This window comes from Streptomyces sp. NPDC057253, from assembly GCF_042669125.1.
Taxonomy (GTDB): Bacteria; Actinomycetota; Actinomycetes; order Streptomycetales; family Streptomycetaceae; genus Streptomyces.
Genome location: NZ_JBHUXV010000100.1, coordinates 1 through 15076, shown reverse-complemented (window position 1 = coordinate 15076; position 15076 = coordinate 1). Strand labels below are relative to the sequence as shown.

Here is a 15076-nt window from a genome sequence, read left to right as displayed (position 1 = left end):
TGCCCTGCCGCTGGACCCGAACCTGCCTCAGCCGACAGCTGTCGGACTCCTCACGGCTGCCGTCGACCGGTCACCGCGCACACCGGGGCGCTCTGCGACCATCCGGCCTACGGGCACGGCCCCACGAGCAGTTCACACGTCTGCACACGGTGCATCTCGCGGAGCATCTGCCCGGCCTGACACGGACTGAGCACGGCGAGCCGCGACCCTCCGCCCCTCGCGCCGGCCGAGGAGGCGACGGCCCTGGTCGTCTGCCAGGAGTCCTACGGGGCACCGGCCGATCATCCGGGCGCTGCGAGTGCTTCGGCGAGCGGCCCGTCCGAGATGGTGTCCCGCCAGGCGGTGTAGCGGCGATCAGCTCGAAAGTGCAGGTCGTGGACCAGATGCAGGCGCTCGCTGACTGGACTGACTACCTCACTCGGCGCGCCCTTGGCGCAGCACTGCCGGCCTTGACCCGACCTTTTCCGAGGCCAGGGGCACAGGCCACGCGCCGACCATGTCAGCCGAGTCCCCCAACCTGGTGACCAGTCAAGCCGGCAGGGGCGTCGAGCAAGCTGATGGGGCACGCGACCTGCATCTTCGCCATGATCGCTACTGCACCACATCGCGGGCCACCACCCCGGCCGGCCGGTCTGTGTCTCTCCGCGAGGGCGCTACCACCGCTCGGTCCGCGGCGGTCGACCCTGCTCGTACCGGCTTGGCGGCAGGTACGTCATACGCCCCCGGACGAGGGCAACACGCCGACGCGGCCTGTGCGTTGTGACGCCGGCAGCGGGCCCTCCCGCTGAACTCGTCCCGGTCACCGGAACCTTGGTGAACGGGGGCGAACGACGCGAGCGGGAGGGGCACCCCGCAGTGCCACTCCCGCCCCCGCCCGGCGGACCGCCGGTCTCACCCCCCGTGCCGCGCCCCACCGAGGTCGAGCGCGATGTCGACGATCATGTCCTCCTGCCCGCCGACCAGCCCTCGCCGTCCGACCTCCACGAGGATGTCCCGGGCGTCCAGGCCGTACCGCGCGGCGGCGGCCTCGGCGTGACGCAGGAAGCTGGAGTAGGCGCCCGCGTACCCGAGGGTGAGCGTCTCCCGGTCCACCCGGACGGGACGGTCCTGCAGCGGCCGTACGATGTCGTCGGCGGCGTCCTGCAGGGCGAACAGGTCGCAGTCGTGCTTCCAGCCGTGCAGGTTCGCGACGGCGACGAAGGCCTCGATGGGGCAGTTGCCCGCTCCCGCGCCCTGTCCGGCCAGTGAGGCGTCGACGCGGATCGCCCCCTCCTCCACCGCGATCACCGAGTTGGCGACGGACAGGGAGAGGTTCTCGTGGGCGTGGATGCCGATCTGGGTCCGCTCGTCCAGTACGTCGCGGTAGGCCCGGACGCGGTCGCGGACGCCCTGCATGGTGAGGCGCCCGCCGGAGTCGGTGACGTACACGCAGTGGGCGCCGTAGGACTCCATCAGGACGGCCTGGCGGGCCAGTTCGGCGGGTGGTGCCATGTGGGCCATCATGAGGAAGCCGGAGACGTCCATACCCAGTTCGCGGGCCGTGGTGATGTGCTGGGCCGACACGTCGGCCTCCGTGCAGTGGGTGGCGATGCGCACCGAGCGCACGCCGAGCGCGTAGGCCCGCTTGAGCTCGGCGATGGTGCCGATGCCGGGCAGCAGCAAGGTGGTGAGGACCGCGCGGTCGAGCGCGTCCGCGGCCGCCTCGATCCACTCCCAGTCGCTGTGGCTGCCGGGTCCGTAGTTGAGGCTGCCGCCTGCCAGTCCGTCGCCGTGGGCCACTTCGATGGCGTCCACGCCGGCGGCGTCCAGGGCGCGCACGATGCGGGCGACGTCGGCAGGCTGGATGCGGTGCCGGATGGCGTGCATGCCGTCCCGCAGGGTGACGTCCTGGACGTAGAGGCGGGGCGGGGCGGTGTCGGTCATCGGGAGGTCACCTCGGTCAGGACGCGCTCGGCGAAGCGCTCGCCGACGCGGAGGGCGGCGGAGGTCATGATGTCGAGATTGCCGGCGTAGGAGGGCAGGTAGTGGGCGGCGCCCTCGACCTCCAGGAACACGGTGACCTTGGTGGTCACCTCGGGTGCTCCTGCCGGTAGCAGGGTGTGCACCGGCTCGTCCGGCGGTACGGGGGTGAACTGGACGTCCTGCTTGAGCCGGTATCCCGGCACGTACTCGGCGACGGCCGCCACCATCGCGGTGACCGAGTCGACGACCGCCCGCTCGTCCACGTCGCCGGTCAGGCAGTAGACGGTGTCCCGCATGATGAGGGGCGGTTCGGCCGGGTTGAGCACGATGACGGCCTTGCCGCGCAGGGCGCCGCCGACGGAGGCGATGGCCGCGGAGGTGGTCTCCGTGAACTCGTCGATGTTGGCACGGGTTCCGGGGCCCGCGGAGCGGGACGCGATCGACGCGACGATCTCGGCGTAGGCGACCGGGGTGACCCGGCTGACCGCGTGCACGATCGGGATGGTGGCCTGGCCGCCGCAGGTCACCATGTTGAGGTTCGTCGCGGACGTCTCGACATGCTCGTCCAGGTTGACCGGCGGGACGACGTAGGGTCCGACGGCGGCGGGGGTGAGGTCCACCAGGATCTTGCCGTACGGGGCGAGCCGCTTCGCGTTCTCCACGTGGGCCTTGGCCGAGGTGGCGTCGAAGACGATGGCGATGTCCTCGAACCCCTCCAGCGCGATCAGTCCCTCCACCCCCTCGGCGGTCGTGGGCACCTTGAGCCGGGCGGCGCGGGCCAGGCCGTCCGACTCCGGGTCGATGCCCACCAGGGCGGCCATCTCCAGGGTGTCCGACAGCCGCATCACTTTGATCATCAGATCGGTGCCGATGTTGCCCGAGCCGATGACGGCGACCTTGGTCTTCTTCACCTCGACCTCACTTCGTGCTGGTGAACGTGGCGGATACGGAGCCGAGCCCGGAGATCTCGGCGTGCACGACGGCTCCGGGACCGACCGGCACCAGGGGGCCGAGCGCCCCCGAGAGCACGACCTGCCCGGCGCGCAGCGGCTCCCCGAACTCGCGGGCGGTGCGCGCGAGCCAGAGCAGGGCTTCCAGCGGGTCCCCGAGACACGCGGCTCCGTTGCCCGTCGATGCCTCGCTTCCGTCAAGGGTCATCGTCATGGTGACCTCGCGGGGCTCGAAGCCGTCGAGGGTCACCTGCTCGGGGCCCAGGACGAACAGGCCGGAGGAGGCGTTGTCGGCCACGGTGTCCGTGATCGTGATGTCCCAGCCGGCGATCCGGCTGTCCACGATCTCCAGGGCGGCCCGAGCATGGTCGACGGCGCCGCGCACCCGCTTCAGGTCCAGGTCCGCCTCGTCCAGGTCCTCGCCGAGGACGAAAGCGATCTCGGCCTCGACCCGAGGCTGCAGGAGCCGCTCGCTGGGCACGACCGAGGCCTGGTCGGACATGTCCATGTCGTCGAACAGGATCCCGAAGTCCGGCCGGTCCACGCCCACCTGCCGCTGGACGGCCGCCGAGGTGAGCCCGATCTTGCGGCCCACCACGCGCGCGCCGAGGTCCAGCTTCCGCTGCGCCAGCCGCTGCTGCACCTCGTACGCAGCCGCGATGTCCGTCGTTCCGAGCAGGTCACGGACCGGAGCGCACGGGCTGCGCTCCGTCCCCGCGCGGGACAGCCGTGAGGCCGCCGCGGCCACCGCGGCGGCCCTGTTCACTGCCGTCCCTCCGTGGGCTCGCTCTGCCATCCGTGCCACTTCCTCACTGTGTCGGGAACCGCCCCCGGGGTGGGAACGTCCAGCTCCACGCGGCCGACAGTAATCACGGTCCGACACGACGGACCACGAGTGGTTCCACTCAGTGGACCCGCGGCACACAACGGGACACCGAGCCCGTGGCTCAGCGGGAGCGCACGGGCAGACGTCCCGCCCGCTCGGGCGCCACGCAGGGGCGCGCGACCTCGCGCCGTCGGCCCTGGGCACCGTTCGCGTGGTTCGAGTGGCGGTGTGCGAGCTCCTTCGGCATGGACTGCGGGCGAGTGGGCGTGCCCCTCGGCCCGGGTGGTCCGGACGGAGGCCCGACGGTGCACGACGCGATGCCCCGGCACGCGAAGGCGGCGGTCCGGACGCAGGGCACTGCGCCCACCGGTCATGACGACGGCCTCCGCCGCCCGCCCGGCAGCGTCGCGACGTGCGGCGTGTCCGCCCCGATCGGGCCCAGGTCACGCGCGCCGCCGGGTGCCCGTCCGAGGGGGGCGGCCCGTCCCGGCAGCGGCTGGGTGAAGAAGGCCTCGTTGTCGGCGACCGCCCAGCGCAGAGCGTCGGGTACGTCGTCCTCGATGTAGATGGCCTCCACCGGACAGAGCGGCTCGCAGGCACCGCAGTCGATGCACTCGGCCGGGTTGATGTACAGCTTGCGGTCGCCCTCGTAGATGCAGTCGACGGGGCAGACGGACGTACAGGTGCGGTCCTTGACGTCGACGCAGGCGTCGCCGATCAGGAAGGCCATGGCAGTTCCTCTGGTTCCACTGGTACGGGGCGGTCCGTGCGGCCGAGCCGCAGCAGCGTCGGCCAGTCGGCGATCTTGGTGCGGTCCCGGCCGCGCGTCGCGCCGAGGTCCTGCTCGGCGGAGTCGATGCGGGCCCAGCCGGACAGGCCGACCGGCCGGATCCCCCGGCCGATCAACAGGCCGGTCAGGTCCGGAAGTCGACGCACCGGCAGCTCGTCGAGGTCGTCGAGGAGCAGGGCCACCGTCTGCGCGGAGTCGAGCTTGTTGGTGCCGATCACACCGCTCGGCCCGCGTTTGAGCCAGCCGGTGACGTACTCCCCCGGGCACGGCACTCCCTCCGTGTCGAGGACGCGTCCGCGGTCGTTGGGCACGACACCGCGGGCGGTGTCGAAGGGCACCGCGTCCAGCGGGAGCCCCCGGTAGCCGATCGCGCGGAGCACGGCGCCGACGGGGAGGGTGGAGAGTTCGGCGGTGCCCTCCGACATGCCGTCGGGTCCGCCGTGGGTACGTTCTGTCAGCAGTCCCGTCACCCGGTGCCCGCCCAGCACCCGGCGTGGGCGGGTGAAGAAGCGCAGTTCGATGCGGCGCGGCGCACCGAGCGGCGGGCGGGCCGCGAGGTCGGCCAGAGCGCGCAGGGTGGCCTGGGTGGTCCGGTCCGCGTCCGTGCTCCCCGATCCGGTGAGCTGCCGTGGGTCGACGATGACGTCCACCCCGTCCACCTCGCCCAGCTCCCGCAGCTCCTTGGGCGTGAAGCGGGCGTGCCGCGGTCCGCGCCTGGCGAGCACCACCACCTCGCGCACCGCGCTGTCGCGCAGCGCGGCCAGCACCGCCTCCGGCATGTCCGTGCGCTCCAGGTCCGCGACCGGCCGGGTGAGGACGCGCGCCACGTCGAGCGCCACGTTCCCGGCGCCGACCACGGCCACCCGCTCCGTGTCGAGCGACAGCGGCGGACGCGCGTCCGGGTGACCGCTGTACCAGGACACGAACGCGCTGGCGGAGCAGCTCCCGGGAAGGTCCTCGCCGGGGACCCCCAGGCGGCGGTCGCCGGCGGCCCCGGCCGCGTAGACCACCGCGTCGTAGCGTTCGAGCAGATCGCGCCGTGTGACGTCCGTTCCGAGTTCGATTCCGCCGTGGAAGGCGACCCTCGGGTCGTCCAGCACCTTGCGGAGCGAGCCGGTGATCGACTTGATCCTGGGGTGGTCGGGGGCGACGCCATAGCGCACCAGGCCGTACAGCGTCGGCAGCCGGTCCAGTACGTCGACGCGCACGTCGTGACGGTTCTGGCGGATCAGCTCCTCGGCCGCGTAGAGCCCGGCGGGCCCGGCGCCGACGACCGCCACACGTCGCGCCGGGGACTGCGGGGGCAGCCGGTTCACCAGGCCACGGGGAGGCTGCTGACCCCGCCGGTCAGGGTCTCGGTGACCTCGACGGCCTCGCCCGTCAGCCGCAGGCCCGGCAACCGGCGGAAGACGGTGGCCAGGGCCACCTGCATCTCCATCCGGGCCAGCGGAGCCCCCAGGCAGTGGTGCAGGCCGTGACTGAGTGTCAGGTGCGGGTTCGGCTTGCGGGTGATGTCGAAGGCGTCCGGGACCTCGAAGGCGTTCTCGTCGTGGTTGGCCGCCGTGATGTCCACGAGCACGCACTCGCCCTTGCGGATCAGCTGACCGTCGATCTCCACGTCCTCGCTCGCCAGGTGCGGGGGCAGGCCCCCGCCGCCGCCGACGGGCTGTCCCTGCACGAATCCTCCGTGGCGGAGGGTCTCCTCGACCAGGGTGGGGGTGATGGTGTCGATATCCGTCAGCAGCAGCTTCAGGTGGTCGGGGTTGTGCAGCATCGTGGTGACACCGAGCGTGATGAAGTTGGCGGTGTTGTCGAAGCCGCCGACCAGGACCAGCATCGCGATGGGCAGGATCTCGTCGTCGGTGAGCGAGTCGTCCTTCTGCTCGGCCGCGGCCAGCATGCTGAGCAGGTCCTCCCGGGGCTCGGCGCGCCGCCGCGCGATGAGTTCGGCGAGGTAGCCGTACAGCTCGATGCTGTTCTGCATGGTCTGCTCCTCCGTCATCCCGGAGACCGCGAGCAGGGCGTGGGACCAGCCGATGAACCTGTCCCGGTCCTCCTCCGGGACGCCGATCAGCTCGCACAGCACCCGGATGGGGAACGGGATGGCGAACTCCTGGGCGAAGTCACCCTCCTGGCGTCCGCCCGCGGTCATGCGGTCGAGCAAGGTGTCTGCCATCTCCTGTGCGCGCAGGCGGAGTTGCTCCACACGGCGAGCGGTGAACGCACGGGCGACCAGACGGCGCAGGCGGGTGTGCTCCGGCGGGTCGGCCCACTGGAAGGTGCCCAGCAGGAACGGCGGGAACTGGACGAAGTACGGCACCTCGCGCTCACGGAAGGGCTGGCGGACGAAGCGGCGGTCCTCCAGCATCCGCTTGGCGGCGGCGTGCCGGTGGATCACCCACACGTCACCGCCGTACGGCATGGTCACCTTGGTCATCGGCCGGTCCGCGCGCACCTTGCGGAAGGCCTCCAGGGCCTCCTCGGGCGGCAGCGGCGGGAACGGAAAGGGCGCGGTCTCACTGGTCATCGCGTGTCTCCCTCGACAGCGGCGGATGCGGATGGACGTACGAAGCCGGAGGTGCGGAAGGCGACGTACGGAAAGGCACGTACCGACGGGGGCCGAGCCGACTCAGTCGACGAGTTGGCCGGCCCCGTCGCGGACGAGGACGGCCGCGCCGGGGCACAGGACGACCACGTCCCTCAACTCGTCGGCGGGCACGACGCGTTCGGCGAGGGGGCGGGACCTGCCGTTCTCGACGGCGAAGTGCAGGGGGGCCACCGAGGCGCAGACGCCGGAGCCAATGCATGCCTCCCCGTCGACCTCCACCGTCCATGTGTCGTCGGCCATGGGTTTGCCTCCTGGGCTGCGAGTTGGGGCCGTGCGGCGTGGGCGTTCCTGGTATGACGCGGGGTCAGGGCTGTGACTGGGGCAGCATCAGCTCGACGGGCTGGGCTCCGTCGGTGCCGAGGATCTCCCCGATCCGCTCGGCCACGGTTTCCGGGGTGAGCTCCGGGTCCACGATGCCCGCGGTGTTGACCATGACCATGCGGTTCACCAGCCCGCCCGCGACGTTGAAGACCTCGCCGGTGACGGCGCAGCTCTCGTGCGCCAGGTAGGCCGCGACCGGCGAGACGAGCTCGGGCGGCATGCTGGTCATCATGTACTCGAGCATCCCCTCCGGCAGGGTGTCGCCGGTGAGTTCGACCATGCGCGTGCCGGCGCCGGGGGCCACCGCGTTGACCTTGATCCCGACGGCGTGGCCGGCCACGGCGAGGTTGCGGGTCAGGCCGTAGACAGCGCCCTTGGCGGAGCCGTAGTGGACCATGTCGGGCACGCCCAGCAGGGACGCCGAGACGGTGTTGACGATACGTCCGTTCCCCGACGCCACCAGGTGCGGCCAGGCGGCGCGGGAGACGAGGAGACTGCCGAGGTAGTGCACGTCCAGGTACTTCTGGTACGTCTGCGGGGAGGTCTCGCCGAAGGGGGCGGGCCGGAAGATGCCGGCGTTGTTGATCACGGCGTCGAGTCGGCCGAAGGCGTCGAGCGCGGTCCGCACGATCGCCGCGGCTCCCTCCTCGGTGGCCACGGACTCCGTCGAGGCCACGGCGGTACCGCCGGCCTCGACGATCTCCTTGACCACCTGCTCGGCAGGCGCGGCGGACGGGTTCGCGCCGTCGGGGTCGCCGCCGGGGTCGCAGACGACCACGGACGCGCCACGGGCGGCGAGCAGGTGAGCGTGCGCGCGGCCGATGCCGCGTCCTGCGCCGGTGACGACGACCGCGCCTCCGGTGAAGTCGAGTGGTGCCATGTCAGTACCTCGTCGTTCTCGTCATTGAGCCGGGGTGGTTGACAGCGCGGGGGCTGGTGCCCGTGGGCGGGGCCAAGGGCGCCGTCGGACGACGACGCTGGGGTGGTGGAGTCCTGGACGCCGGAGGGCGGGCCGGCAGCCGGTGGCGGGAGGGTGGCCCCTGGCTCCGGGACGGCAAGCCCCGGACGGTGGAGTCCGAGACGCCGGTCGGCGGATTCCGTGGTGGTGGGCGTGGGTGTGCTCCGCTGGTTCCGGAGGACCGGTCGGGTCAGGGGCGGGTAGTGCCGCCGGGCACGTCGACCCGGGCGGTCCAGATCGAACCGCGGCCCTCGGTGCGGGACTTCTCGCGGTCGAAGACCTCCACACCGCAGGTGATGAAAAGGGTCCTGCGGTCGGCGCCCCCGAGCACGCAGGCGACACCCATGCCCGCCTGCTCGGCCGGAAGGTCGACGGAGGCCACGGCCGGACCGCCTTCGAGGACCCGCAGCACACCGCTGATCGGGGACGCCCCCCAGACCGCGCCCTCCTCGTCGACGCACATCCCGTCCATCATGATCTGGCCGTCGAAGAACGTACGGCGGGCCCCGAGCGAGCCGTCGTCCTTGATCTCCAGCGCGGTCAACCGCAGGCCGTCGACCTCGGCGGTGATCAGCGTCCGGCCGTCCGCCGTGATGCCCATGCCGTTGGCGCCGTCGAAGACGCCGCCCTCCTCGGCGACACGTGGGGTGCCGTCCGGCTCCACGACCAGCAGCGGCGCCTTGGCCGCGCTCTCGCCGGCGAAGAGGTTGTAGCCGAGCTGGCTGATGTAGGCCCGGCCCTGTGCGTCGACCACCATGTCGTTGATCGGGCTGACCGCCAGGCCGCGCAGGTCGGCGTAGACCTCCGTGGTGCTGCCGTCGTGGACCAGGACGACCTGCTCCCACATGGAGTTGACGAGAAGTCGGCCGTCCGGCAGAAAGCCGGTGCCGACGCACACGACTTCCTCGTCGACCAGGCTCTTGCGGTCGTTCAGGTCGAGGTAGACGTCGGCCTCACCGTTCTCGGTGACGGTGACGACGCGGTGGTTGTACATGTCGGAGAAGTAGAAGCGCCCGTCGTGCCAGCGCGGACACTCCGTCCAGCTGTAGCCGGTGGTCAGCTGCCGGGCCTCGTGGATCCGGGTCATACGCACCTCCGTGAGGTTTCGTGGGCTCGCTCCCGGACGGGGTCCGCGCCGTCAGGGTGTGCTGGGGTCGTGGTCGGCCGGGGCACGCCGGGCCGTCGGCGGCCCCGGCGTCGGGCAGCCGCCCGGGACGGCGTACGGGTCTCTCCGGGTGTCGCCCGCGGGGAACGGCAACCGGGCGTCAGCCGGAGCGGCAGCACTTGCCCGGGGCTGCGGTCAGAGCACACGAAGGCTCCCTCGTCCAGGGGATGGTGGCAGAATCCGCACACGGGGTGCGTGCTGGCTGCGCGACGGCAGAACGGTTCGGCGGCGCGACGGGCGGACACGGCTCGCCCCGATCGCGGCCACGGGGGCAAGCCGCCATTTACTGTCCTGTGGACAGTAAACCCGCCCCGCATCGAGGGCAAGGGATCGTTCGGGATCGGTCCGCCCGAGGGGGGCCACGGCCGGGGACGGGACGGGGACCGCTGTACCGCCGGGCGGTGCGATGAGATCATGACGGCGACGGCTGCCCCGGCGGGTGAGGATCGACGCAGGGGCCGGCAGGAAGGACGAGTACATATGGCGCGAGCGACACCGGGCCACGCCGTGACCACATCGGAGGTGGCCGGACTGACCGCGCTTCACGACTCCTTCGCCAACATCCTGAGCCGCTGGGCCGCGGCCGGAATCCAGGAGGTCATCATCGAGCGCGCGGGGGCGGGCATCGATCCGGCGTCGATGACGGTGCTCAACGTCCTGATGCGCGCGGGCGGTTCGGCCCGGCCCTCCCACGTGGCACAGCAGACCGGAACCGGCGCCTCCAACGTGAGCAAGGTACTGGCCCGCATGGAAGCCCGTGGGCTCGTCGAGCGGGCGACCGACGAGGGCGACCAACGCGCCGTGAGCATCACCGTCACCGGGGCCGGCCGCCGCACCCACCAGGCCGTCGTGGACACGTCGATCACCATGCTCGGCGAGGTGCTGCACGACTGGTCGCACGACGACATCGAGCAGTTCGGCGCACTGCTCGACCGCTACGCCACAGCTCTCCAGAACACCGTGTTCGGCTGACGAGCGGGCACCGACACCGCGGGCGATCCCGGCGAGCAGTCCCGCACCGCGGTCGACTCCTTCCGCCGCCGGCCGGTCGGGCCCCCGCGCCCAGCTGACGGGAAGGGCGCTCCGTGAACCGCCGGAGCAAGGACGCCCGATGAACCGCCGGCGTCAGGACCTGCCGTGGCGAAAGCCACATTCAACCAATCTCTACGCTCTTTTTGCCCGAAAGGACCGCTCTCTCCCCTAGGTTTGCCCACGTTCGGGGCTTCGCCCCTCCCATCTCTGGTTGCACGGAGGTAGTCCCCCATGGGCCGACCCGAGAGACCGCTGGACCCGACCTCCGGTCCGGTCCGGCGACTCGCCCACGAGCTGCGCGAGCTGCGCCGGGCCGCCGGCGGTCCCGCCTACCGGGCCATGGCCGAGGCGGCGGGCGTCTCGGCGACAGCTCTGTCGCAGGCGGCGGCCGGCGAGCGGCTCCCGTCGCTCAGCACACTCGCGGCGTACGTGCGCGCCTGTGACGGTGACCCGGGCGAGTGGGAGCAACGGTGGAAGGAGGCACGGGCGGCGCTGGACGGCAAGCGCGCCGAGGCGCGAGCCGCCGTGAACGACGAGACGCCGTCGCCGTACCGGGGGCTGGCCCGTTTCGAACCCGCCGACCACGCGCTGTTCTTCGGCCGGGACCGGATGGTCGGGGAACTGACGAGGCTCGTCTGCGAGCACCCGCTCGGCGTGCTGGTCGGGCCCTCCGGCAGCGGCAAGTCCTCGCTGCTGAGAGCCGGCCTGATACCCCGGCTGTGCCAGGAGATCGGTAGCCGGGAGCGTCCCACGGTTCTGCGCATCCTCACCCCGGGCCCGAGGCCCGCGACCACGTACGGGGAGCTGCTGGAGCCGGCCGAGGGCACACCGGACAGCTGGGTCGTGGTGGACCAGTTCGAGGAGGTCTTCACGCTCTGCCACGACCCCGAAGAGCGGAATCGTTTCATCAATCTGTTGCTGGGCGCCCACGCCACCGCGGGGCGACTGCGCGTGCTCATCGCCGTGCGCGCCGACTTCTACCCACGCTGCGCGGAGCACCGGGGTCTCGCCGACGCCCTGCGCGGCGCCGGGCTGCTGCTCGGTCCCATGACCACGGACGAGCTCCGGGAGAGCGTGACAAGACCGGCGCAAACGACCGGGCTCATCGTGGAGCGGGAACTGACCGAACGAATCGTCGCCGAGGTCCACGACCAGCCCGGCGCTCTGCCCTTGCTCTCGCACGCCCTGTTGGAGACCTGGTACCGGCGCAGGGGCTGCCTGCTGACGCTGGCCGGCTACGAGGCGGCCGGCGGGGTGCGCGGCGCGATCGCGGCCAGTGCCGAGTCGGTGTACGGGCAACTGTCGCCCGAGGAGGCCGAGGCGGCCCGGCAGCTGCTGCTGCGGATGGTCGAGCCGGGCCAGGGCACGGCCGACTCCCGGCGTCCCCTCACCCACACCGAGCTGGGCGAGTGGGCCGATCCCCACGCCGCGGCGGTGGTGGAGCGGTTGGCCCGCGCCCGACTGGTCACCGTCGACGAGGACGCCGTCCAGGTCGCCCACGAGGCGCTGCTGACCTCGTGGCCCCGGCTGCACGGCTGGATCGAGACGGAACGGGAGCGGTTGCGCCACCATCGGCTGCTGACGGACGCCGTGCGGCTCTGGGGGGAACACGACCACGACTCCGGCACGCTGTACCGGGGCAACCGCCTCGCCCGCACGCAGGAAGTGTTCCCGCGCCTGGATCAGGACCCGTCCCTGACCGTTCCGGAGCGCGCCTTCCTGCGGGCCTCCGTGCTCACCCGGGACGCCGAACTCCGGGCGGCGGCCCGCACCGTCCGCCGCTCCCGGCTGCTGACGGGCGCGCTGTCCGCCGTGCTCACGGTGTCCCTCGCCGTCGGCCTCACCGCGTGGCGGGAGCACGCCGACAACCGGCGGCAGCGCACCCAGGAGGCGGCCCGCCGTATCGCCGACACGGCCGACGCACTGCGAACCACAGACCCGCGTACCGCACTCCTGCTGGGAGCCGCGGCCTGGCGGACGGCACATCTCCCCGAGACCCGCCGGGCCCTGCTCGGCTCCTTGTTCCAGCCCGAGCGGGACGCCTTCACCGACCCGGGCCCCGGCTCCGCCCCGGAGCGGGACGTCGTCGGCGACCCCGGCTCCGGCTCGGGCTCCGGCTCCGGCTCCGGCTCCGGCTCCGGCCGTGATGTCACCGCGGCCCGCTTCCTCCTTGCCGACGGCCGTACGCTGCTCAGCGCCGTCGGTGGCATATGGCGCACCTGGGACGTGGCCGGCCATCGCCGCCTGGCCCAGGGAAAGCTGCCCGTCGGTTCGTCCGTCGTCGCGGCCGTCGACGCCCGAACCCTCCTCGTCCGGGTCGGGGACCACCAACGCCTGTGGGACACGGTCTCCGAGCGGTGGACGGGCGGGGCGGAATCCCTGCCGTTCACCAGCTCGGTCACGTTCACCCGCGACGGCCGGGCATACCTCGCCCAGGACGGCGACCAGGTGCGTCTGCGCGCGGTCGCCGACGGCAGAACCCTCTTCGAGACCACGGCGGGCCCGTCGGTGGACGCCGAGGCGAGTAGCGACGGCCGGCTCGTCGCGGCGTGTTCCTCGGGAGGGTCGCCACGGTTGTGGGACACCGCCGGCGGCCGCGTGCTACCGGGGGGCTGGCAGCGGGTCCGCGACGCCTGCACTGGTTCGCCGTCGCGATTCGTGATCGGCCCCTGCCACCGTCTCGCCATCGTCACCGACCGGGACGTGACCGTCTGGGACATCCTGACCGGCCGCCGACTCGCCGAACTGGCCGAGCCCGGGGCGAGCTGGGCGTCCGTCAGCGACGACGGGAAGTTCCTGGCGACGGTGGGCCACGACGAGATCCACGTGTGGCGACTCGCGTTCCCGGACGCCCAGGTCTTCCGCCAACCACTGGACGGCCGACGTCCGTACGGCGGCCCCTCCTGGGAACCGGACGGCCGGACCCTGCGCTATCTGGAGGGCGGCACCGTGCACACCCTCGACCTCGGTCCGTCCGTCACCTCGGCATGGCGCCCCACCCCGGTGGACGCTGAGCTGCTGAGCCCCGACGGCCGTGCGTACGCCACCGCCGTACGCGCGGGCTCCCATTACGTCTTCACGCTGCGCGCCGTCACCGGCGACCGCCGGGCGCGCTCCCTGCCCCCGGCCGACATACCAGTCCCCCGCGACCCGTCGATCCCCGTCACGCCGGAGGAGACCGTGCCACTGATGGCGTTCGGACCGGACGGGAAGACGTTCGCGTACGGCGTCTCCGTACCCGGCAGGGAGCTGGCCTCGCAGCCGCTGACGGTCCGGGACCCGGCGCAGGACCGGGCCGGGAGCACTCTGGACCTGTCGGGGCCGTCGGCGCTCGGCATCACCCTGGGACTCGGCGGGCACCTCCTGTTCGCCGCCTTTCCGGCGACGTCCGAGGGGGTACGGGAGGAAGTGTGGGACGTGGCCCGGCACCGCAGAACCGCCGTGTTGGACGACATGACGAGCGGACGGGCCGTCGTCCGTCCCGACGGCCGTCTCTTCGTCGGTGACGGCGGGATCGCCGCGCTTCCCGAGAACTCCCGGTCCCTCCCGGCGGGCTCGGCGGTCCCCGGCCGCGCCGTCCCGAAGACCCTGGTGCAGGGCGACGGGTCGGGTGCGATGGGATTCGCGGCCGACGGCACGCTGTTCGCGGCGGGCGACCGTACCGGCCGTGTCGCTCTGTGGGACGCGGGACTGGAGCATCGGGCAGCTGTCCTGCGCGAGACGTTCCCGGCACCGTTGGACGGCAATCCGGAGGGGGTGACCGCGGTGGCGGTCAGCCCGGACGGCGCGACCCTCGCGGTCGGCGGCGACGCCGGCTCCGTCCAGCTCTGGGACGTGGCCACCCGCCAGCCGCTGGGCGGGCCTCTCACCACAGCGGGCGAGGGCATCACGTCCCTCGCCTTCTCCCCCGACGGCACCACGCTGTACGCGGCCTCTCCGCATGTTCCGCTCCAGCGTTACCCCATCGGCACCGAGCAGGCGCTCTCCGAAGTCTGCGCCCGCGTCCGAGAGAACGTCCTCACCCACGCCGAGTGGCGCTCCCAGGTACAGGACGTGCCGTACCCGCGGGTGTGCGACGGTCCGGCGTCCGGCAGCGAGTGAGCCGTCGGCCGCCTCCCGGCGTCGAACCGGTGACCGGCGTCCGCCGGAGCATCACACGCAGGTCACAGAGTTGATTGCCTTCGGGGACGGGGGCTGTTGATCAACCCGCCAGGCGAGATCGTGGTCATCGCCCACCAGGGTCACCGGGCCTCCTCCCCCGGACACGCCGGTGACAGGGCACGAGCGGCCCCCGACGGACACACCCCCCGTGCCGTCGGGGGCCGCTCACCGGTCAGCCCGGGGACGCCGGTCCCGGATTCCCTCCCGCCCGGAATTCCGGCGCAAAGAGTCACACTTCCCGACGCCACAATCACATAGCAATTCCTGCTGTCAGAAATTTCAGATCAGGCGCTGCCCGACACG

Annotated in this window: 11 protein-coding genes; 2 read left to right on the top strand and 9 right to left on the bottom strand. The window is 72.3% G+C overall.

Annotated elements, in window-relative coordinates; translation table 11 throughout:
• Positions 1-891: 891 nt before the first annotated feature.
• The 9 genes from dmpG to ACFULQ_RS36865 form a co-directional block, all read right to left on the bottom strand.
• Complete coding sequence (dmpG, locus tag ACFULQ_RS36905) at positions 892-1923, bottom strand: 4-hydroxy-2-oxovalerate aldolase (RefSeq protein WP_383552599.1); 1032 nt, start codon at positions 1921-1923, stop codon at positions 892-894.
• On the bottom strand, positions 1920-2873 hold the full coding sequence (locus ACFULQ_RS36900; protein ID WP_383552596.1) for an acetaldehyde dehydrogenase (acetylating): 954 nt from the start codon (positions 2871-2873) through the stop codon (positions 1920-1922). Before ACFULQ_RS36900 ends, dmpG begins: the two co-directional genes overlap by 4 nt.
• A 7-nt stretch (positions 2874-2880) precedes the next feature.
• Positions 2881-3678 carry a 2-keto-4-pentenoate hydratase gene (locus ACFULQ_RS36895; protein ID WP_383552593.1) on the bottom strand — a complete coding sequence of 266 codons (798 nt, stop codon included), beginning with the start codon at positions 3676-3678 and terminating at the stop codon, positions 2881-2883.
• A 430-nt stretch (positions 3679-4108) separates the two neighbouring features.
• A complete protein-coding gene (gene fdxA / locus ACFULQ_RS36890) occupies positions 4109-4468 on the bottom strand; it encodes a ferredoxin (RefSeq protein WP_383552590.1) in 360 nt (119 codons plus the stop codon).
• On the bottom strand, positions 4456-5844 hold the full coding sequence (locus ACFULQ_RS36885; protein ID WP_383552587.1) for an FAD-dependent oxidoreductase: 1389 nt from the start codon (positions 5842-5844) through the stop codon (positions 4456-4458). The genes fdxA and ACFULQ_RS36885 overlap by 13 nt, the downstream gene beginning before the upstream one ends.
• A complete protein-coding gene (locus tag ACFULQ_RS36880; protein ID WP_383552585.1) occupies positions 5841-7055 on the bottom strand; it encodes a cytochrome P450 in 1215 nt (404 codons plus the stop codon). Before ACFULQ_RS36880 ends, ACFULQ_RS36885 begins: the two co-directional genes overlap by 4 nt.
• 102 nt (positions 7056-7157) lie before the next feature.
• Positions 7158-7376, bottom strand: a complete 219-nt coding sequence (locus ACFULQ_RS36875) for a ferredoxin (RefSeq protein WP_383552582.1) — start codon at positions 7374-7376, stop codon at positions 7158-7160.
• A 64-nt stretch (positions 7377-7440) separates the two neighbouring features.
• The gene (locus ACFULQ_RS36870; RefSeq protein ID WP_383552579.1) at positions 7441-8337 is read right to left on the bottom strand and encodes an SDR family NAD(P)-dependent oxidoreductase; all 897 of its coding nucleotides are present in this window, start codon (positions 8335-8337) and stop codon (positions 7441-7443) included.
• A gap of 268 nt (positions 8338-8605) precedes the next feature.
• On the bottom strand, positions 8606-9502 hold the full coding sequence (locus ACFULQ_RS36865) for an SMP-30/gluconolactonase/LRE family protein (protein WP_383552576.1): 897 nt from the start codon (positions 9500-9502) through the stop codon (positions 8606-8608).
• 558 nt (positions 9503-10060) lie between these two features.
• Here ACFULQ_RS36865 and ACFULQ_RS36860 point away from each other — a divergent pair.
• Positions 10061-10552, top strand: a complete 492-nt coding sequence (locus ACFULQ_RS36860) for a MarR family winged helix-turn-helix transcriptional regulator (protein ID WP_383552573.1) — start codon at positions 10061-10063, stop codon at positions 10550-10552.
• Positions 10553-10843: 291 nt separating this feature from the next.
• Entirely contained in the window at positions 10844-14713 is a 3870-nt protein-coding gene (locus ACFULQ_RS36855) for a helix-turn-helix domain-containing protein (RefSeq protein ID WP_383552569.1), read from the top strand.
• The last annotated feature ends 363 nt before the right edge of the window (positions 14714-15076 follow it).